Consider the following 20,758-nt stretch of genomic DNA (forward strand, 5'->3'; position numbering starts at 1 on the left):
CCGTCCCGTCCCCATTGCCGCCGTCTCCGCTTGTCGTTATCCTCAGGTAACATCCTGATCAGGACAAGGTTATCCTGTTTAGGCGCTTCGTCAATGGCCTCATGGAGGACGCGTTTTGCCGACATCGCCCCCGACCCTGGGCGCGCTCCTCAAGGGGCTCCGCGCGCGCGAGGGCTGGACGCTCAAGGAGATGAGCGCCAAGTCCGGCATCCCGGTATCGACCCTCTCCAAGATCGAGCACGACCGGCTGACGCTGACCTATGACAAGTTGCAGGCCCTCGCCCGGCGGCTCGGCATGCGCATGACCGACCTGTTCGCCGAGGAGAGCGAGGAGGCGGCGCAGCCAGTCACCGCGCGACGCAGCCTCGGCGACGTGGCGCATTCCGTGCGGGTAGAGACGCCCAACTACGACTATTATTACCTCTGCACCGAGCTGCGGCGAAAACGCATGATCCCGGTCGTCACCAAGATCCGCGCGCGCTCGGCCGAGCAGTTCGGCGAGCTGGTGCGCCACTCCGGCGAGGAGTTCCTCTACGTGCTGAGCGGGCGGGTGGAAGTGCAGACCGAATTCTACGATCCGGTCTCGCTCGAGCCGGGACAGGCAATCTACATCGACTCGAGCATGGGCCACGCCTATCTCGCCGCGACGGGTTGCGAGGAGGCCGAAGTGCTGGCGGTGATGTCGAGCGCCGAGGAGGAACTGATGGAATCATTGCTGACGCTCCACCACGGCCAGCGCGGCGCCGGCGCCGAGAATGAGAACGACGCGCCCGCGTCGCCGCGCCGTCGCGGAGGCGCCCGATGAGGGCCGCTCTGCTCGCCGCCGCGACGTTGCTCGCCGCCACGCCCGCCGCTGCGCAGGACTATGCCGCCCGCGTCGCGCGCGTGCTCAAGGCCACGCCGCTGATCGACGGCCACAACGACTGGCCCGAGGCGCTGCGCGAGCGCGAGGGCGAGAAGCGCTGGACCATGGATCTGCGCGACCTTGGCGCGAGCGACCCTGCCTACAACACCGATATCGCCCGGCTGCGGCGCGGGCTGGTCGGCGGCCAGTTCTGGTCGGTGTGGGTCTCGCCCGACCTGGCCGGCAAGGAGCAGGTGGAGCAGACGCTCGAACAGATCGACCTCGTGCGCTCGCTCGCCGAACGCTACCCTGACACGTTCGCGCTGGCGCGCACCGCCGACGACGTGCGGCGCGCGCACGCCGCGGGGCGGATCGCCTGCCTCATCGGCGTGGAAGGCGGCGGACAGATCGACGGCAACCTCTCGGTGCTGCGCGCCTATGCCGCGCTGGGTGCGGGCTATCTCACCCTCACCCACTCTCGTACGATCGACTGGGCCGACTCCGCCACCGACGATCCGCGCCATGACGGCCTCACCGACTTCGGACGCAAGGTGGTGCTCGAGCTCAACCGACTCGGCATGCTGGTCGACCTGTCGCATGTCAGCGAGAAGGTGATGCGCGACGCGCTGGCGGTGACGCGCGCGCCGGTGATCTTCTCGCATTCGGGCGCGCGCGCGATCAACGACCACCCGCGCAACGTGTCGGACGATGTGCTGCGGCTGGTCGCGCGCAACGGCGGTGTGGTGATGGTCGACTATGCGCCCGGCTATGTCGCCGACGCCTACCGCCGCTGGTCCGCCGACTCGCTGGCCGAGAAGGCGCGGCTCAACTCGCCGCCGTACAATGGCCTGGACATCGGCCAGCCGGACAAGGCCGCGGCCGACTACGCTACCTGGCTCCGCGCGCACCCTGCCCCGACGGTGACGCTGGCGCAGGTGGCGGATCATATCGACCATGTGGCCAAGGTGGCGGGGGTCGACCACGTCGGGCTGGGGTCCGACTTCGACGGCGTCGGCGCGACCTTGCCGAAGGGACTCGGCGACGTGTCGACCTATCCCGCGCTGCTCGCCGAGATGATGCGCCGCGGCTGGTCCGACGCGGACGTCGCCAAGCTGGCAGGCGGCAACGTGCTGCGCGTGATGGAAGGGGCCGAGCGGGTCAAGGCGGAGCTCACGTCGCGGCAGTGACCGGGTCGGCGGGACGCAACGTGGTTCACGCCCGACGGGCCGGTGCGCGCGAAACCGCGCCGGCCCGTCGTCGCGCTCACATGATCAGGCGGGCGGTCAGGACGAAGCGGCGCTCCTGTTCGAGGAAGCTGGCGGGCAGCTCCGCACCGCTGCCGATCAGGATGTACTCCTTGCGCTGCGTATCCAGCAGGTTGTTGACGTTGAAGCCGAGCTGGACGTTGCGCGTGACGAAGGCGTTCACCGACAGGTCGAGCTGCCCGTAGTCGCGGACGTAGCGCTCGGCGCCGAACTGCCGCCCCACGTTGTCGTCGCGCAGATAGGCGCTGCGCCAGGCATAAGCGAGCCGCGCGTCGATCCCGGCATGATCATAATAGAGCACCGCATTGGCGCTCTTCTTCGACAGGCCCGGCAGCGGCGTGGTGCGCGACACGCCGTCGGCGCTGCGCACGCTGGCCTTGCTGTCGGCATAGGTGAAGTTGAGGATCGTGCCAAAGTAGCTCAGCGCGCCGGGCAGGAAGAAGAAGGGCGACTGGAGCCCGGCCTCGAGCCCGTGGATCGTCGCGCTGTCGCCGTTGGTCGGCTGGGTGAAGGCGATGATGCCGCTGGTCGGCAGGCCGGTCTCCTGGTCGGGGAAGCTGGCCAGCTCCGAGACGGTCGTCTGCGAGATAAGCGAGCCGATCTGCTTGGCGAAGCCGTTGATCGTCAGCAGCGCGCCCGGGTGGAAATACCACTCGAAGCCGAGATCTTCCTGGTCGGCGAGATAGGGTCGGAGATTGGGATTGCCGCGATTGCCGGTGCGCGGCCCCGAGTTGATCGTCGTCGCGGGGCTCAGCTGATCGAGCGTCGGGCGCGTCATCGCGCGCGAGTAGGTGCCGCGGATCAGCATGTTGGGCGCGACCTCCCAGCGCGCGTTGATGGCGGGCAGGAAGTTCGTGTAGCGCGCGTCGACGTTGCTCGGCGTCAGCTCGGTGCCGATCAGGCCGAAACCGTCAGATGACGTATCCGTCACGATCACGCGCAGCCCGGCGTTGACCGACAGCGCGCCCATCGTGAAATTGCCCTGGAGGTAACCGCCGTAGGTCTGCTCCACCACCTGGAAGGAGTTGAGCTGGTCGCCCTGGGGATCGGTCGCGAACTGGTCCGAGGTGAACGGGTCTAGCCCCGGGTAGATCGTCTGGATCAGCTTCGCGCGATCGACCGAGAGGATGCGATCGGGCGTGGTCGCGTTGCGCACGCTGAACGGCAGCGTATCGGCGAACGCACCGAGGCCGAGCGGGCTAGCGCCGAGCAGCTCGGCACCATTGTACAGCCCGACGTTGCGCGCCTGCTGGCGCGAGGTGCGGTGGGTGTAGCGCGCGCCGGCCTGGATGCTGGTGAGGCCGGGCACGCCCTCGAACTCGCGGGTCGCGTCGACGCGACCGACATATTCGTCGATCGTGTTCACCGCGCGGTTGAAGATGAAGACGTTGTAGCCGAAGCGATCGGGGTTGCTGCTGAAGTCCGTCGCGGTGGAGGAGAATTGCGGCACGTCACCGTCGACGCGATAGGTCACGTCGGCACCGTAGGCGGCGAAGGAGTAGAGGTCGAGCTCGTTGCTCGAGCGCTGGTGCGCGTAGCTGAAGCCGGGCGTGATCGTCAGATGGTCGGCCGCCTCCCATTTGGCGCGCAGCGTGCCCTGATAGACCTTGTTCTCCTGCGGCTGGTAGCTGTAGCCGACGCGGTTCTGGATGTTGCGGAAGGTCGCCTGGGTGACCGCACCGTTCTCGATGACATAGTCGGTCGGCGCCTGGTTGCCCGGTGAGCTGGTGCCGTCGGCGAAGAAGCTGGTCCCCTCGATCGGCGCGTCGGGGCGATCGTCGATCTGCGTTCCCTTGCGCCGCGCGTAGAGGAAGTCGGCGGTCAGCTCGAGCCGCTCGGTCGGGCGCGCCTGCCCGGCGACCGTGACGCCGAGATTCTCGCGCTTCTGCTGGTAGCTGTAGAAAGCGGTTGTGCGCGGCGTCGCGGCATCGAGCAGTGTAGCCGGCGCGGCGGCGAGCACGTCGGCCGAGGCGATGTTGCGGAACGCGACCCAGGGCCCGAAGTCGACCTCGTTCGTGCGGAAGTCGGTTTTCGAATAGGCCGCGGCGACGGTGATGCCGTAACGGTCGTCCCAGTTCTGGCTGACGAGCCCGAACACGCGCGGCACCGCCTTGCCCTTCTGACCGATCGTGACGCCGCCGGTGGCGGTGGCGCGGAAGCCGGGGATGTCGAAAGGCTTGGGCGTTTCCTGCAGGATCGTGCCGGCGAGCCCGCCCTCGACGGTGCTGGCGGTGGGCGACTTTTCGACCGTCACCTTGGCGAACAGCTCGGGGGCGAGCACGCTGAAGTCAAAACCGTTGAGCGCGGTGCCGCCGTTGATCTCGCTGCGCGTGAACTGCGGGCCGAGGCCGCGCAGGTTGATCGTCTGCCCCTCGCCGTTCACCGAGCGGTCGATCGTGATGCCCGGCACGCGCTGAAGCGACTCCGCCAGGTTGTTGTCGGGGAACTTGCCGATGTCCTGCGCCGAGATCACGTCGACGACCGAGATGGAGCGGCGCTTGTCGGAGAGCGAACGCTCGATGCCGGCGCGCAGACCGGTGACGACGACGTCGGTTCCCTCGGCGTCCGACGAAGCAATCTCGGCGCCGTCGGTAGGGGCGTTCGCGCCGATCGTCTGCGCCTGCGCGCTGACGCTGGCCGAGAGGATCGCAGTTCCGACGAGGAGGGTTCGACGCAGTCGGCGATACGCACAGCTCTTCATGTTAGCCCCCTGTTTCGTTTTGCATCGTTGTTCATCACGTCAATGCCGCTGCTCGCTGCACCTGCGGCGGTGGCCGGCGTCGCCCGCTGGCGCGGCAGTCGCGCATCTCGATCGACTACATGTCGGGCGATGCCGCTGGAGCACCCCGGCCCTCCGCTTCATTGAGCCGATCAGCAGCTTCGACGCGCTTTCTTTCGCTGTGGTATCGTCAGCGCAACATAGCCGTCAATACGAAAAGAAGTGAAAGAACGCGAATATAGATGAAACGCAACGTCAGCTTAGACGGTCGCGCAACAAACGTGCGGTACCCGGTTTATCGATCGGTCCGGTACACGGGAAGGGCGGCAGCCCAGCGGCGGCTCCGATCGGAACGGCGTCGCTCCTACCGTGACGCGAGCCCCGCTCCGCCGCCGCGCAATGCCGCTTCGGCCCATGTCGTGACGAGCGGCAAATCGGTGGCGTGCCCGACCTTGCGCGTGACCAACTCGACCACCCGCACGCCGCGCAGCTCGGCGCGCAGCGGGCGCGCAGCCTCGCCGAGGCGCATCGCACCCGAACGCGCGAGCAGCCGACCGTCGCCGTAGACCAGGAACTCCGCGGCGTCGCGCGTGTCGCGGGTGGAATCGTCGACGCCGACGAGCGCCTCGAACCGCGCGGCATCTCGCGTCCGCACCTCGAGCCGCGACTGCGCCAGCACGCCGATGCCGGTATCGTAGCTACGCCCGGCGACCTGCAGCGTCTGGTCGAAGGGCGTGGCGTCCGCCTGCGCGCCGCCCCAGCCGGCGTAGGTCGGGCGCTCGCCGGTGTCGCGCGTGCCGCTCCACTGCCCCATCATGCGGTGCACCACCGGATCGGGCTCGGGCGCGACCACGCCGTCGACCGCGACGTTCACGTCGCCGGGCACCTCCGAGAGGTACATGCCGTCGGGCAGCCGTCGCACGCCGCTCACCTCGAAGACGCGGCTCTCGCGCGGCGCCAGCGTGAACGTGGTCTCGCCGGTGAAGGGCACGAGGGTTCGACCGCTCCACAGGTCGCGCAGGGTTATCGGCGCGTCGGGCACGAGCTTGAGCTGCGCCGCGGTGAGGTTCATCTCCGCCGGCGCCAGCCCGCGGTTGAGCAGCACGACCGCCTTGTGGCCGTTGCTCAATGTCTTCACGATCGTCTGCACGTCGTCCGAAGCGTAGGCGATCACGCCCTGGTGGCCGGTGGGGTCCTGGTTGACCCGCACGATGTCGGCATTGCCCCAGATCCTCATCAGGCTGTCGGGCGCCTGCCGCAGGTCGTAACCGATGAACAAGGGCGCGTTGATGATCGCCCAGAGCGCGAAATGCGTGCGCGCCTCGGTGAGGTGCTGCGCGTCGAAATCGCCTTGGCCGATGAACAGCATGTCCGGGTCGTTCCAGGCGCCGGGCTTGGCGTAGAGCGCGCGGGTCGACGCGCTGTCGAACGAGTGGAGCATGCGCGTCCAGTGCGGCGTGATGTCCTGGCTGGTACGCCACATCTGGCCCACCTCCTTGCCCCAGCGGCGCACGTCGGCGCTGCCCCAGGTGCACAGCGCGAGGATCGAGTCGCCGTCCGGCCGATAGCGCGCGATCGCCGCGGCGACCGCGGCATAGAGCGAGCGCACCTGGGCCACGTCGGTGCGGTTGATCGAGGCCTGGTCGATCAGCGGCGAGAAAGCGCGGTAGCCGTTCTGCACCACCACCGGCGCGCCGGGTGCGTAGACGTTGATCCCGCAGGCGTCGACCTTGAGATAGTCGAAGCCCCAGTCGCGGAAGTAGAGTGCCACGTCCTGGTCGACATGGCCGTACAGGCCGACCTCGCGCTCCGCCGTCGTGCCCTCGGGCAGGTTGGGCGAGTGCAGGTCATAGGCCTGCGAGCAGGCGTTGCGCCCGATGTCGCTGTACAGCCCGGCCTTGAGCCCCATCGCGTGGAGCCGGTCGGTGAAGGGGCGGAAGCTGCTGTCGCCCCCGGCGATCGCGGCGGAGGGGAAGATGCGCGTGCGGATCATCAGCCGCCCGTCGGCGGTGCGGCGCTTGAGCCACCAGCCGTCGTCGACGTTAACGTAGCGATAGCCGAGCTTGGCCAGCCCGCTGTCGACCAGCTTCTGCGCGGCGCCGAGCACTTTCTCCTCGTCCACCTCGGTGCGGAAGGCGTTCCACGAGCTCCACCCCATCGGTGGGGTGCGCGCGGCAGCATGCTCGGGCGCCGACCAGCGACCGGTCGGGGCGAGCGGGTCGGGCGCCGCCGCGGCGGGGCCGGCGAGCACGAGCGCGAGCGTGGCGAGGGAGAGGGTCGGCAGGCGCATCGGACGGGACCTCGCTGTTCGCCACATATTTGATTTCACTTCGGCGCGGGAGAGAGCCGGAGATGATACCTGCTCGCTCCGCCGTGCTCCCGCGCACGCTGGAGCACAGCGGCGGATCAGGCGGGGACCAAAGCGCTACTGCTGCGCCAGGTGCCGCGCGTAGAGCGCCGCACCATAGCCGGGCGCGTGGAGCGGCTCGACCGGCGTGCAGCCCGCCGCCTCCAGTCCCCTCGTGAAAGCGTCGCGCACCACGGAAACGTTGGCGAGCACCCCGCCCGACCAGGACACCGCCACGCGCTCGTCGGGATCGAAGCCAAGCCGGTCGCGCACCGCGGTCGCGAGCAGCACCAGCTCGGCCGCCGCCTCCGCCAGGATCGCGCGCGCCGCGGCGTCGCTCGCGTCGGCGGCGCGCGACACGATCGTCGCCAGCGCCGCGATCTCGCCGCGCGCCATGCCGCGCGCGCCCATCACGCGCTCGCACAGCGCGAGGTCGTGGTCGAGCGCGAGCGCCTCACGCAGCAGCGCGTGCAGCGGGCCGACCGGTACGCGCCCGTCGCTCATCCGCGAGAAAGCGGCGAGCCCGGCGCGTGCGATCCCATAGGCCGAGCCCTCGTCGCCGAACACCTCGCCCCAGCCGCCCGCGCGCGCGCCGCGGCCGCCGCGCTCGCCATAGGCGATCGAGCCGGTGCCCGCGACGACGTTGATCCCGTCGGCGCACGCAAGCGACCCCGCCCAGCCGCACACCATGTCATTGTCGCAGCGATAGCGCGCGTGGCCGAGCAGGTCGCGCACCGCGGCGTCGAGCCGCGGGTCGACCTCGCTGTCCTCGCCGTAAGCAGGCAGCCCGAGGAAGACGTGGTCGAGCTGCGCGGGCGCGGCGTCGATCTGGGTGCAGATCGCGCTCACCCCCTCGGCGATGCGCCGCACCGCTTCCGCCTCGCCGACCTCGAGATGGTAGGTCGTGCCCGTCACCGCGCGCGCGGTCACCGCGCCCGCGGCGTCGATGCAGACGAACTCGGTCTTGGTCCCGCCGCCGTCGACGCCGAGATAGAAGCGCGCGCTCATGCCTCGTCGGCGTGGATCCGCACGCCCTGCACCACGCGGTTGACGGTGCCGCTCGCGTTGGGCTGGTCGGGCGTGAGTCCGAGCGCGAGCGAAACGTGGAGCGCGAACAATTGCGCCGGCACGATGTACGGGAAGAGCAGGTCGGCGTCGGGCGAGTCGGCCATCCCGGCGAGTGCGATCGTGGCGCCCTCGTCCGCCCCCGCCGAGATCACCGCCACCTCGCCCGCACGCGCGTCGGCGCGCAGCTCGGCGATGATGTCGAGGTCGTAACGACGAGTCAGCGGGTCGTTGGCGACGAACACCACCGCCAGCGTACGGTCGGTGATGATCGTCTTCGGCCCGTGGCGGAAGCCCAGCGCGCTGTCGAAGGCGGTGACGACCCCGCCGTCGCTCAGCTCCATCAGCTTGAGCGCGGCCTCGCGCGCCAGCCCGCTGAACACGCCGCTGCCGAGATAGACGACGCGGTCGAACCCGCGCGCGGCCAGCGTCGCGGCGACCGGCTCGGCGCGCGCCAGCATGTCCTGCACGCCCGCCGCGATCGCCTCGATCCGCGCGTCCATCGCGGCAATGCCGCCGAGCGCGGACAACGCCGCCAGCGTCATCGCGGTGAAGCTCGACGTCATCGCGAAGCTGCGGTCGTGCGTCGCCTCGGGCAGCACGATCACGTGCGCGCGCGGACCGCCGCGGCGCGCCAGTTCACCCTCTGCGTTGCAGGTCACGATCAGATGATGCGCCTCGGCGACGCGGCGGTCGACCAGCTCGACCGCGGCGACGCTCTCGGGACTGCTGCCCGAGCGGCCGAACGAGACCAGCAGCGTCGGCGCGGCGGCGCGCAGGTGCAGGTCGGGCGCGCCGACGATGTCGGTGGTGGCGATCGCCTCGACCGAGCGGCCGAGCGCGCGCGACAGCCACGGCGCCAAACACTCGCCGATGAACGCCGAGGTGCCCGCGCCGGTCAGCACGACGCGCAGCTCGGGGCGCGCGAGCAGCGGCGCGAGGAACGCGTCGATCTCGCCGCGCGCGTCGCTCAGCAGCTTCTGGGTGGCGCGCAGCGTCGCGGGCTGCTGCGCGATCTCGCGGCGCGTCCAGGAAGAGTCGCCGGGCTCCGCGGCGGGGGCGGCGATCAGCGTGTCAGTCATGGGGAAAGCAGGCTCCGTTATAGGCGTCGAGCGTGGCGCCGACCTGCGCCATCACGAGCTCGGCGGGATCGAGGCCGGCGCGGCCGGCGCGCACCGCGGCATAGGACGCGGGCAGATACTGGCTGAGCAGCGGCAACGGCGGCGGGGTCTCGCGCAAATTGGCGAACAGCCGCTCCTGCGCCGCCGCGATCGTCGCGTCGGGCCAGTAATAGCGGATCCGGTCCGACAGGCTGTATTGCAGCTGCAGGTCGAGCGCCGCGCCGGTGGCGTGGTAATATCTCGCCCAGTTCTTCGGCTCGGCGCGCAGCCGCTCGAGCGTGACCGCGCGCAGGTTCGCGCGTTCGCCCTCCGCGACCGTCTCGCGCTCGATCGCGTCGAGCGCCCATAGCGCCTCGCGCAGCGCGAAGGTGACACCGGGGCCGACCTTGAGGATGGCGAAATGGTCGCGCACCAGCGCGGCGAGCGCCTGCGGCGTCTGATAGTCGGTCGAGTGCGCCTCATAGACCAGGTGCGGCACCGGCTCGATCGCGCGGCTCAGCGCGACCGCGCGCTCGGGGCGATAGTCGACCACCTTGTCATGGTCGAACTCGACGCCGGGCTGCACCACGGTGGCGATCACGCGTTCCCACGCGTCGGCCAGGCCCGCGGCGCGGAACAGCTCGCGGTGCATGTCGACGGTGGCGATCGCCGCTTCGGGACCGGTCACCGCCAGCTCGTCGAGATCCTCGGCGGCGCCGCCGGGCACGGGCACCTCGGTGCCGATGACATAGACCGGGGCCGCCGCGGGATCGCCCGCGAAGGCGTCCTCCGCGGCGCGGCACAGACGCGCGGCGCGCTCGGCGATCGCCCGCTCGGGCAGCGGCACGGGATCGTCGGCGCAGCTCATCGAACAGTCGAGGTGGATTTTGGCGAAGCCGGCGCGGACGTAATCGGCGACCATCACCTCGGCCTTGGCCATCGCCTCGGCCGCGGGCAGCGCGGTCCAGGCGTTGGGGCCGAGATGGTCACCGCCGAGCACCAGCCGCTCGGGCGGATAGGCGACGCGCGCCGCGATGCGCTCGACGAAGGCGCAGAAATCGGCCGGGACCATGCCGGTATAGCCGCCGTCCTGGTTCACCTGGTTGGAGGTCGCCTCCACCAACGCGAAGGGCGTGTCGTGCGCCAGCGCGTGGCGCAGCGCCGCCTCGATCACCAGCGGGTGCGCCGAGCAGACCGAGGTCACGCCGACGCGCTCTCCCGCCTTATGCCGGTTCACCAGGTCGAGAAGTAAGTGCACGTGCGTCTCCCTATACGCGGCCGGCATAGCGCCGGCCGCAGCAGAACACAAGAAAGCGAAACTTAGCGAAACTAAATAGTGGCGGGTGCGGGTTCGGCCTCGCTCTCGGGATCGGTCGCGTCGGGCTCGATCGCGAGCAGCAGCGAGGCGGTGAGCGCGAGCACGATCCCCAGCGTCTTGAGCGGCCCCGGCACGACATGGAGCACCGCGAGCGAGATCAGCGCGGTGGCGAGCGGTGCCCCCGCATTGGCGAGCGGCGCGACGATGATCGCCTTGCCGTAGCGAAAGGCGAACACCAGCGTCAGCGCACCGATCGCGTTGAGCAGCTGGATCGCCGCGGCCAGCCCCGGCCCGTCGAGCCCCCAGTTGATCGCGCGGCTGGTGTCGGTCATCGCCCAGGCCACGGGGGCGAGCGCGAGCCCCGACAAGGTCATGTAGACGAAGATGCTCTCCGCCGAAGTGACGTGGTTGGCCGCCTTCATGAAATAGGCCTGCACGCCCCAGCACAGCATCACCGCTACCGCGGGCAGCAGCCACGCCGCCGAGGCCCCCGCCCCGCCCGCGCCGGGCGCGAAGTCGAAGGTGGGCAGCGCGAGGAGCGCGAGCACGATGCCGAGCGCGCCCAGCCTGCCGGTGCGCTCGCCCATCAGCAGGAACGACAGCGCGATCGTCACCACCGGCGACAGCGAGATGATCGGGAAGATCAGATAGGCCGGTCCGCGCGCCACCGCATAGAACAGCAGCATCTGCCCGCCCGCGCCGAGCAGCCCCACCGCCAGCCCGTAGCCGATCGCGCGCGGCGAGCGGTCGAGCTGCCAGCCCGCCTGTTTCAGCACCACCAGCGCCGGCGGCACCATCGTCAGCGCCCAGACGACATAGACCAATGTCTCGGGGAAGCCGCGCTGCGGCGACAGGCCCGAGAAGGCGCCCCACACGCCCCATAGCACCACGGTGACGAGCGCGTTGACGAGCCAGCCGCGTCCCGCCGGCGCCCCCGTGCTGATACCGCCGCTCATGCCGCGCCCCGCGCGACCGGGGTGGCGCGCACCAGCAGCGCGCGCTCGAACGTCGCCGTCAGCGTCGGCCGGGTGCGCGAGGCGGTGCCGAGCGAGCGGCCGGTGAAGCCGTCCACCAGCGCGTAGCTCCCCTCGCCCAGCCCGCGCAATGCGATCGGGCCGGACCAGCTATCGGCGTAGAAGGCGTAGTGAAGCACATTGTCCTTGGCGATCGCGTGCGCCTCGGGCTTGTCGAAGCCGATGTCGTACAGCCCGCCGAGATACTGCCCCTTGGGCAGCATGTGCTCGCGGTACAGCGCCACCCACTTGCCCCACAGCGCCTCCTTGGCGGGGGTGAGGACGAACCCGCCCGGCGGCAGCTTCTCCATCGGCTTGGGCGTGTCGCGCGGCCAGGTGAACTTGGTCGAGGGGATCGCGCCGATGCCGTAAGCGGAGGCGAAGTCGTCACCGCCGTCGCTCAGCTCGACATGGTCGCCCGAATAGGGCGCGGACGGGCCCATCAGCGCCTTGAACGTCTTGCCCTTCAGCCGGATCTGCCAGGACGACAGCGGGTCGGAGGCGGGCGTGTTGTTGGTGGCGGGCAGGTTGTGGAAGGCGAAGCTGTCGCCGCACGGGCACAGCTCGACCACGGCCTGCGGGTTGGCGGCGACCGCTTCGTCGTGGATCGCCTTCCAGAAATCCTGCAGCTTCTCGCTCGATTCCTCAGGGCGCGCGTGGCGGTGGGCGGGATTGTAGCAGGGCGCGACACCGTTGAGATGCTGGCCGTCGAGCTTGAGCCCGTCATAACCCCAGTCGGTGACGATCCGGCGCACCAGCGCGCGGAAATAGTCGACCGTCGGCTGATATGCCGGGCAGAGCGTGAAGGCGTTCCAGAAGCTGACGTTCTGCGCCGAGCCGTCGCGGTCGAGCAGCAGCATGTCGGGATGGTCGCGCAGCAGGTCGGTGCCGGGATCGACCGCGAGCGGCGCCAGCCACAGCCGCGGGCGCATGCCGTCCGCCTTGATGCGATCGGTGAAGGCGCGCATGTCGGCGTCGCCGCGCGGGAATTTGGCGGGGTTGAGCTTCCAGTCGCCCTCCGCGGTCTGCCAGCCGTCGTCGAGCACGGCCCATTCGAAGCCGAGCGCCTTGGCCTTGGGCAAGGTGCCGTAGACCTGGTCGAGCGTGAAGTCGCGCTCATAGCCCCAGGCGCACCAGATCGGCCCGTAGCTCGACTCGGGGATCGCGGGCGCCGCGACGCCGCGCTCGGCCATCAGCCGGCGATAGGCGTCGAGCGGGCGGAAATGATCGCCGGTGTGCGCCATCAGGAAAGCGGTCGGCAGCGTCAGCGTCGCGCCGGGCGCGAGCAGCGCGGGCTGGTCGCCGCTCAGCCCGATCCGGGTGGCGCCGGGCTGCGCCGCGACCGGCAGCGCGACCTGGCGCGGGCTGGTCTCGAGGTGGCCCACCGCCAGCCCGACGTCGCGCCGCCACACCACCGCCACGGGCGTCCCGCCGCCATAGTCCGAGGCGTTCATCCCCATGAAGTTGCGCTGCTCGAACCCGGGCGCGACCTTCTGCACCCAGTCGCGCCGGTCGGGATAGGAGGCACCCGCGAAGGTCCAGACGCCGTCGGCGTGCGCGGTGAGATCGTGCGTGGCGACGCGCCAGCCGGCGATCGCCAGCGGCATTGCGCCGGTGTTGCGATAGCTCACCTCATAGAGTGCGAGGCCGGGGAAGGCGTCGAGGAAGGTCACCGCCACCATCTGCTCGACCCGCCCGCCCGCAGTGGCGCGCAGCACGTGGCGCCGCCCCCTGCCGTGCGGCCCGGCGGCGGACTCCTCGCGATGGTCGAGCAGCAGGAAGCTGCCGAGCGGCGCCGCGCCCGCCAGGAACAATGCCTCGGGCTGCGCACGCGGCGTGATCACCTGGCCGCGATGCGCGACCGTGGCGCGCATCGCGCGGTCATAGTCGATCGTCAGCGTGCCGTCGCTCAGCCGCACGCCCGCGGGCGCGGCCGCCCACACCGCGCCGCCGAGCTCGGGGAGCGCCACCGCCGCGCCGCCGACGAGCAGGCGGGCGAGCATCGATCGGCGCGTGGCGGTGAACGGCATCGCTGACTCTCTCCTGTGCGGCTCGCAGGCCAGTGAGAAAGAGCTTGCACCAACGCGGACGGGCGCGCAAACGAAAACCGCAACATCAACGCGCGTTTTCTTTCGTTACGCGCGAGTGGGAGAGAGACGATGAGCCTGATCGCGGCCCTGCTGATGGCGAGCGCGGCGACGCCCTCGGCGCATTACACCGAGGCCGATTTCGCGCGCGTCGCCAAGTTCGACTCGCACTTCCACGCCAACGTCGAGGACCCGCGCTTCCTCGCTTTGGCCAAGCGCGATCGCTTCGAGGTGCTGTCGATCAACGTCGACTATCCCGACTTTCCCCCGCTCGCGCGCCAGGCCGCGATCGCGCGCACGATGCGCGCCGCCGACCCGGCGCACTTCCGCTACGCCACCACCTTCTCGATGGCGGGCTTCGGCACACCGGGCTGGACCGAGCGCACGATCGCGCAGCTCGACCAGGCCTTCGCGCGCGGCGCGATCGCGGTGAAGGTGTGGAAGAACATCGGGATGGTCGCCAAGGACGCGAGCGGCAAGCGCGTCTTCCTCGACGACCCGCGGCTCGACGGCGTGATGACGCATCTCGAGCAGCGCGGCATCCCGCTGATCGCGCACCAGGCCGAGCCCAAGAACTGCTGGCTCCCGCTCGACCAGATGACCACCGACAACGACCGCGAATATTTCAAGGCGCACCCGGAATATTACATGTACCTCCACCCCGAGGAGCCGAGCTACGAGGCGTTGATGGCGGCGCGCGATCGCTTCGTCGCGCGGCACCCGAAGCTGGCGTTCGACGGCGCGCACATGGCCAGCCTCGAGTGGAGCGTCGACGAGCTGGCGCGCTTCTTCGACCGTTACCCCAATACCGTGGTCGACCTTGCCGCGCGCCTGTCCAACCTGCAGGTCCAGTCGAACGCCGATCTCGCGAAGGTGCGCGCCTTCTTCATCAAGTACCAGGACCGCATCCTCTACGGCACAGACCTCACCGACAGCCCGCCCGACCCCGCGGCGCGCGCGCAGAACCCCCCTGCGACCAGCGACTTCCCCAAGGAGGCCGACCGCGTCTGGCGCGCCGACTGGCGCTATCTCGCGACGCCGCTGCCGCAGCGCGTCGACGCCATCGGCGCCGACGCCAAGGGGCTCAACCTGCCGCGCGCGGTGATCGACAAGATCTACTGGGGCAACGCGCGGCGGTTCTTCCACCTGGCGGGGTGAGGTGTTGGGGCGGAGGCACGTGCTTCAGCCTCCCCCACACGCTTAGCCCGTCATCCCGGACCTGTTCCGGGATCCAGGCCACCGCGAGAGCAACGCAGGTGGAACAAGCGGCACCGTGGATCCCGGAACAAGTCCGGGATGACGGAGGGAAGGGAAAGGGAGCGGCTCGCTTCAAACCCTCACGCTCCTGCGCACGCAGGAGCCCAGAGTCTCGGGCGACGACCCGTGTGGCCCCGTGTTCCTGCGTGCGCAGGAACACGGGCGCGCTCACCACCGCCGTCTCCGCATCCGCGGAGACGGCCCCCATCACGCCACGTGCAGGCGGAACCCCAGCCGCTCGGCCGCGGCCTGCAATCCCTCGGACGCGCTGGCGTCGGTGACGAGGTCGTCGATCTCGGCGACGTTGAGGATGCGGTGCAGACACACGCGGCCGAACTTGGACTGGTCGGTCACCGCGATCACCTGTTGCGCGGCGCGCACCATCTTGCGGTTGAGCATCGCCTCGGGCTCGTAGTGCGTTGTGATGCCGCGCTCGAGATCGAAACCGTCGACGCCGAGGAACAGCTTGTCGACGTGCAGGTCGTCGAGCGCGGCCTCGGTCTGCGCGCCGTAGAAGGCGCGGTTGCGCCGGCGCAGCGCGCCGCCCAGCATCACCACGCGGATCCGCTCCTTGCGCGCCAGCGCGCAGAGGATGTCGAGGTCGTTGGTGAGGACGGTAATCTCCTCGTCGTCGGGCAGATGGTGCGCGATCTGGAGCGTCGTCGTGCCCGAATCGAGCACCACCGACTCGCCCGGCCGCACCATCGCCGCCGCCAGCGCGCCGATCCGCGCCTTCTCGTCGACGTGCGCCGCGCGTTTCGCTTCCACCGCCGGCTCGGCGATCACGTTCACCGCGTCCGCCACGATCGCACCGCCATAGGAACGCTCGGCCACGCCGCGTTTGGCGAGGAAGTGCAGGTCCTTGCGGATCGTCTGCATCGACACGCCGAAGCGCTCTGCGAGCGGTGCGACCTGCACGCTGCCGCGCTCGCGCACCATCGCGCTGATCTGCTGCCGTCTGCCGCTCGTGTCCCGTACCGTGGACATCGCATCCTCCCGTTCGCGCACCGGCTTACCAGCCGTGACCGACGGCTACAATGCTCCCACTAGGTTTCGTTTCTTTTCTATTTGACAGTATTGCTACGCTCACGATAGCAAGTCGCAACGTTTCGCACCGGGTGCGGGGAAGAGGGAGAGTGGCGATGACGCAGCTGCAGCACGGGCGCGGCAAGATCCTGGCCGGCGCGAGCCTGGCCGCCCTGCTCGTCGCCGGCCAGGCCGCGGCGCAGGACGCCACTGCCCCCGTCGACGGCACGCAGCAGTCCTCGACCGCCTCGCCCGACCCGCAGGCGGTGCTGTCCGACCCCTCGCAGCAGCCCGGTGAGACCGGGCAGCCCGACGGCCCCGTTACCACCGGCGGCGACATCGTCGTGCGCGGCGTCCGCGGCAGCCTGCTCCGCTCGATCCAGGCCAAGCGCAACGCCGACACGATCGTCGACGCCATCTCCTCCGAGGAGCTCGGCAAGTTTCCCAACCGCAACGTCGCCGAGGCACTCGCCAACATCCCGGGCGTGACGGTGGGGCGCGACGGCCGCGGCGAAGGCCGCGACATCACCGTGCGCGGGCTCGGCTCCAACTTCGCGATCACCACGCTCAACGGCCGCATCCTGCCGACCGACGGCACCGACCGCTCGTTCCAGTTCGACGTGCTGCCGTCCGAGATCATCTCGGGCGCCGAGGTGAAGAAAGCGGTGCGCGCGTCCGAGCTCGAAGGCAGCATCGGCGGCAACGTCGACCTGCGCACCGCGCGACCGCTCGACCGACCCGGCTTCCACGCCTCCGCCGCGCTGGAGGGCCAGTATAACGACCTTGTCGACAAGGGCGGCTACAAGGCCAGCGGCGTCGTCAGCACCACCTTCGCCGACGACACGATGGGGTTGCTGGTCGGCGCCAGCTACAACAAGTATAAGTTCCGTACCGACAATCTCGGCGAATATTCGATCACCGACGGGACCGAGGCGGGCTATGGCATCGACTTCAACCGCGACGGGAAGGTCGATCCGAACGCCGCCGGGCCGGCCTATATCTGGCCGGATTACTACAGCGTCGGCTATGTCACCGGCGAGCGCGAGCGGATCGGCGCGGCGGGCGCGTTCCAGTGGAAGCCGTCGAGCCGCGTCGAGCTGACCATCGACGGCGTCTACAGCCATTTCGACGTCACCCAGCACAATTACCGCTCGTCCAACTACCTCAACCCGCTCGGTGACGACGGCTCGCCGCGCTGGGACACGGCGTCCATCTCGGTCGACCGCAACAACGTGGTCACCGGCTTCGCCATCAACGACCTCGTCTCCGAGGTGCTGACCACCGACGAGCCGCGGCAGAGCCAGACCTATCAGATCGGCGGCCGGATCGACTGGCGTCCGGTCGACCAGCTCAAGCTCGCCTTCGACGGCTATTACGGCAAGGCCACCAACAATACCGGCGGTCGCAACCGCTTCGTTGTCGCGGGCGTCCCCGGCGCCGCCGCGACCTTCGCGACGCGCGACAACGGCCTGCCCGATCTCGCGATCACGCTACCCGGCGGTCGGACGATCGATCAGGCCACCAACGACGACTATCGCGCGCACTATATCGGCATCCAGGGCCAGGACGTCTCGGACGAGATCAAGAGCGCCAAGGTCGACGGCGAGTATCGCATCAACAACGGCGCATTCAAGGCGATCAGCTTCGGCGCCGCCTGGACCGACCGCCGCAAGAACGTCACCACCGTCGACAACCAGTACACGACGTCATGCAACTATTGCGGCTATCCCTTCACCTTCGGGCAGATCGGCGCCGACGTGGTGCGCCCCGGGCAGGCCAACATTCTCGACAAGCTGCCGGGCAACTTCCCGCGCAACTTCCCGACCTTCGACATCGACACCTATCTCGCCGCGCTGCCCAGGGCCGACAACAACCCGGCGGTGCTCAACCCCAACAGCTGCCTCGATGCGAGCGGCGCGACGATCGAGGGATGCGCGCTGTCGCCCTATCCCGCGGGCTACTCGACCCAGATCATCCAGGACGACCTGCCCGCCTCCTACCGCATCCGCGAGCGCACCTGGGCGGGCTACGTCCAGTTCAACCTCGCCGGCGAGCGCTGGCGCGCCGACATCGGCGGGCGACTGGTCGCCACCAAGGTGTCGTCGGTGGGCTATGGCGCCTCGATCGCGACGATCATCCCGCGCGCCGGCACGCAGGACAATGCGGTCGCCTTCAACGAGGTCGAGCCGATCACGGGCGGCGGCGACTATCTGCGGCTGCTGCCCGCGGCGAACTTCGCCTATGATCTCGCGGACGGGCTGCGCGTGCGACTCGCGGCGTCGCAGGCGATCTCGCGCCCGACCTTCGCCGAGCTGTCCCCGGCCAAGGACGCCACCTCGGCGCAGTCGGGCACCTATATCATCTACGACGCGGGCAACCCGAACCTAAAGCCGACCGAGGCCAACCAGCTCGACCTGTCGCTCGAATATTACCCGTCCAATCGCCTCGCGCTGACCGCCGCGGCCTTCTACAAGCATATCACCAACTTCGTCTCGACCGTGCCGGTCGATGTGGTGGTCACGCCGACCGCGCAGCCTGCCAACCAGCAACAGAATTTCGACTTCGTCGAGTATCAGGTGCGCAACGGCGACAGCGCCGACGTCTACGGCGTCGAGGTCGGCGGGCAGTATTTCCTCGACAACGGCTTCGGCGTGCAGGCGAACCTCACCTACAATCGCTCGCGCGCGACATCCGGCGACGTCACCACCGACCTGCCCGGCGCGATCCCCTTCTCGGCCAACGGCAAATTGTTCTATGAGAACCACGGGATCGGCGCACAGGTGTCGTACAGCTTCCAGTCGCGCTTCACCTACGCGCAGTCGGGCAACCTCGCCTATCTGCCGGTGAAGGAGGATCCGTACCACGAGGTCTCGGCGACCCTGTCCTATGACCTGAGCAGCCACCTCACTGTCTACGCGCAGGGCTCGAACCTGCTCGGCCAAGCGGTGAAGCGCTTCAACGACCTACGCAACGTGCCCAACTTCTACGAATATTCGGGTCGGGCCTTCTTCTTCGGAGTGCGCGGCCGGTTGTAATCGCGTGACACGACAGGCGGGCGCGCATCGGGACGGATATCGGTCGGCCGCATCGGCTTGCCTGGTCGGTCGGGCTCGCCGCGCCCGTGCACGCGCCAGGAGACATCGCCCCGGCCGAGCGATAAGGGCGCCGGATGAGCCGGCTGTTGCTGTTCAACAAACCCTTCGGGGTCCTGTCCCAGTTCACCGACCGCGGATCGCCGACGGCTCGGTCGACGCTCTCGGACTTCATCGACGCGAAGGGGGTCTATCCCGCCGGGCGGCTCGATCGCGACAGTGAGGGCCTGCTGCTGCTATGCGACGACGGCCGGCTACAGGCGCGCATCGCCGATCCACGCTTCAAGATGCCCAAGACCTATCTCGTCCAGGTCGAAGGCGATCCGCGGGAGCCGGACCTGGCGCGCCTGCGGCAGGGCGTCAGGCTCAAGGATGGCATGACCCTTCCCGCCGAGGTCGATCGCATCGATGCGCCGGAGCTGTGGCCGCGCGATCCGCCGATCCGCCGGCGCGCGACCATCCCCGACAGCTGGCTGAGGCTCACCATCCGTGAAGGGCGTAACCGGCAGGTACGCCGCATGACCGCGGCGGTCGGGTTGCCCACGCTGAGGCTGGTCCGCTGGTCGATCGGCGACTGGTCGCTCGCCGGGATCGCGCCGGGTGAGTTCGAGGTGTTCTCGGGACCGAGCGCGCTCGCCAACGGCCGGACCGAGTCATGACGGTGCGCGCCAGGAGAACGGAGGCCCATACAAGGGCAGGTCAGCGGGGCTCAGATAGAAGATGAACTATCGCCACTCCTTCCATGCCGGCAACAGCGCCGATGTCGTCAAGCACAGCCTGCTGATCGAGCTCGTTCGGGCCTTGCAGCAGAAAGACGGTGCGCTGACCCTGATCGACACGCACGCCGGCTGCGCGCTCTACGACCTCGGCGGCGAACAGGCCCAGCGAACGGGCGAGGCCGCAGGTGGCGTGCTGCGGGCCTTCGCCGACGCGAACCCTTTGTTGGACAGCTACCGCGCCGCCGTACAGGCAGTGAACGTCGGAGCGGAGCCGCGTCTCTATCCCGGCTCACCGCAGGTCCTGGCGCAGTTGCTGCGCCCGCAGGACGTGTTGATCGTCAACGAGAAGCATCCCGAGGACGCGCGAGCCCTGCGCGCCGCGATGCGCGGCACGCCCGCTGCCGTGCATGAGCGCGACGCCTATGAGCTGTGGCTGGCACTGCTGCCGACCCGCACCGGTCGCGGGGTGGTGGTGGTCGATCCACCGTATGAGCAGACCGACGAACGCGCCCGCATCACCGCCACTTTGGCCGCGGCGCACCGCAAGTGGGCGCATGGCGTGACGGTGATCTGGTATCCCTTGAAAGATCGCGTGACGCATCAGCGATGGAAGGACGCGCTGCGGCGGCTCGACATCGCGAAGTTCCTGTCGATCGAGCATTGGTTGTACGATGCCGATGCGCCCGGCATCTACAACGGCGCCGGCCTGTTCATCATCAATCCACCCTATGCCTTCACGCAGGCGTTGGCGCCTTTGCTGGACGCTCTTCGCGCCGCACTGGCGCCAGAAGGGCATCGGGGCGAGCTCACGGCGGATTGGTTGAAGGAGTGAGTCGCGCTCAGCGATCGGCCCGCATGCTAGCGGGTCGTTGGCCATGCTGATCACCCCAGCGATCGACTGACGCG

At 69.4% G+C, this 20,758-nt stretch carries 14 protein-coding genes; 6 read left to right on the top strand and 8 right to left on the bottom strand.

From position 1 onward, the window contains the following. Positions 1-115 precede the first annotated feature (115 nt). On the top strand, positions 116-805 hold the full coding sequence (locus KZ820_RS05865; RefSeq protein WP_219747638.1) for a helix-turn-helix domain-containing protein: 690 nt from the start codon (positions 116-118) through the stop codon (positions 803-805). Further along, positions 802-2,031 (top strand): dipeptidase, encoded by a 1,230-nt coding sequence (locus tag KZ820_RS05870; RefSeq protein ID WP_219747639.1) that lies wholly within the window; start codon positions 802-804, stop codon positions 2,029-2,031. Before KZ820_RS05865 ends, KZ820_RS05870 begins: the two co-directional genes overlap by 4 nt. A gap of 76 nt (positions 2,032-2,107) precedes the next feature. On the opposite strand, the gene KZ820_RS05875 is transcribed toward KZ820_RS05870, so the two are convergent. The 7 genes from KZ820_RS05875 to KZ820_RS05905 form a co-directional block, all read right to left on the bottom strand. Beyond that, positions 2,108-4,810: a TonB-dependent receptor gene (locus tag KZ820_RS05875; RefSeq protein WP_219747640.1), complete on the bottom strand. Its 2,703-nt coding sequence runs from the start codon at positions 4,808-4,810 to the stop codon at positions 2,108-2,110. A 382-nt stretch (positions 4,811-5,192) separates the two neighbouring features. Beyond that, positions 5,193-7,118, bottom strand: coding sequence for an NPCBM/NEW2 domain-containing protein (locus KZ820_RS05880; protein ID WP_219747641.1), 1,926 nt, complete (start codon positions 7,116-7,118; stop codon positions 5,193-5,195). 135 nt (positions 7,119-7,253) lie between these two features. Continuing rightward, positions 7,254-8,183, bottom strand: coding sequence for an N-acetylglucosamine kinase (locus KZ820_RS05885; protein ID WP_219747642.1), 930 nt, complete (start codon positions 8,181-8,183; stop codon positions 7,254-7,256). Continuing rightward, positions 8,180-9,322: an SIS domain-containing protein gene (locus tag KZ820_RS05890; protein WP_219747643.1), complete on the bottom strand. Its 1,143-nt coding sequence runs from the start codon at positions 9,320-9,322 to the stop codon at positions 8,180-8,182. Before KZ820_RS05890 ends, KZ820_RS05885 begins: the two co-directional genes overlap by 4 nt. Further along, positions 9,315-10,598 (bottom strand): D-tagatose-bisphosphate aldolase, class II, non-catalytic subunit, encoded by a 1,284-nt coding sequence (locus KZ820_RS05895; protein ID WP_219747644.1) that lies wholly within the window; start codon positions 10,596-10,598, stop codon positions 9,315-9,317. Before KZ820_RS05895 ends, KZ820_RS05890 begins: the two co-directional genes overlap by 8 nt. 71 nt (positions 10,599-10,669) lie before the next feature. Beyond that, positions 10,670-11,614, bottom strand: a complete 945-nt coding sequence (locus KZ820_RS05900; protein WP_258047746.1) for a DMT family transporter — start codon at positions 11,612-11,614, stop codon at positions 10,670-10,672. Continuing rightward, positions 11,611-13,701 carry a glycoside hydrolase family 36 protein gene (locus tag KZ820_RS05905; RefSeq protein ID WP_219747645.1) on the bottom strand — a complete coding sequence of 697 codons (2,091 nt, stop codon included), beginning with the start codon at positions 13,699-13,701 and terminating at the stop codon, positions 11,611-11,613. Before KZ820_RS05905 ends, KZ820_RS05900 begins: the two co-directional genes overlap by 4 nt. 129 nt (positions 13,702-13,830) lie before the next feature. Between KZ820_RS05905 and KZ820_RS05910 the strand changes: the two genes are divergently transcribed. Further along, positions 13,831-14,916, top strand: coding sequence for an amidohydrolase family protein (locus KZ820_RS05910; RefSeq protein WP_219747646.1), 1,086 nt, complete (start codon positions 13,831-13,833; stop codon positions 14,914-14,916). 306 nt (positions 14,917-15,222) lie between these two features. Here KZ820_RS05910 and agaR read toward each other — a convergent pair whose 3' ends face one another. Continuing rightward, positions 15,223-16,002 carry a transcriptional repressor AgaR gene (agaR, locus tag KZ820_RS05915; RefSeq protein WP_219747647.1) on the bottom strand — a complete coding sequence of 260 codons (780 nt, stop codon included), beginning with the start codon at positions 16,000-16,002 and terminating at the stop codon, positions 15,223-15,225. 155 nt (positions 16,003-16,157) lie between these two features. Between agaR and KZ820_RS05920 the strand changes: the two genes are divergently transcribed. From KZ820_RS05920 to KZ820_RS05930, 3 genes are all read left to right on the top strand, one after another. Further along, the gene (locus KZ820_RS05920) at positions 16,158-19,076 is read left to right on the top strand and encodes a TonB-dependent receptor (RefSeq protein ID WP_219747648.1); all 2,919 of its coding nucleotides are present in this window, start codon (positions 16,158-16,160) and stop codon (positions 19,074-19,076) included. 134 nt (positions 19,077-19,210) lie between these two features. Then, positions 19,211-19,792, top strand: coding sequence for a pseudouridine synthase (locus KZ820_RS05925; protein ID WP_219747649.1), 582 nt, complete (start codon positions 19,211-19,213; stop codon positions 19,790-19,792). A 61-nt stretch (positions 19,793-19,853) separates the two neighbouring features. After that, on the top strand, positions 19,854-20,684 hold the full coding sequence (locus KZ820_RS05930) for a 23S rRNA (adenine(2030)-N(6))-methyltransferase RlmJ (RefSeq protein ID WP_219747650.1): 831 nt from the start codon (positions 19,854-19,856) through the stop codon (positions 20,682-20,684). Positions 20,685-20,758 lie beyond the last annotated feature (74 nt).

It is taken from the genome of Sphingomonas citri (genome assembly GCF_019429485.1).
In the GTDB taxonomy this organism is placed as follows: Bacteria; Pseudomonadota; Alphaproteobacteria; order Sphingomonadales; family Sphingomonadaceae; genus Sphingomonas; species Sphingomonas citri.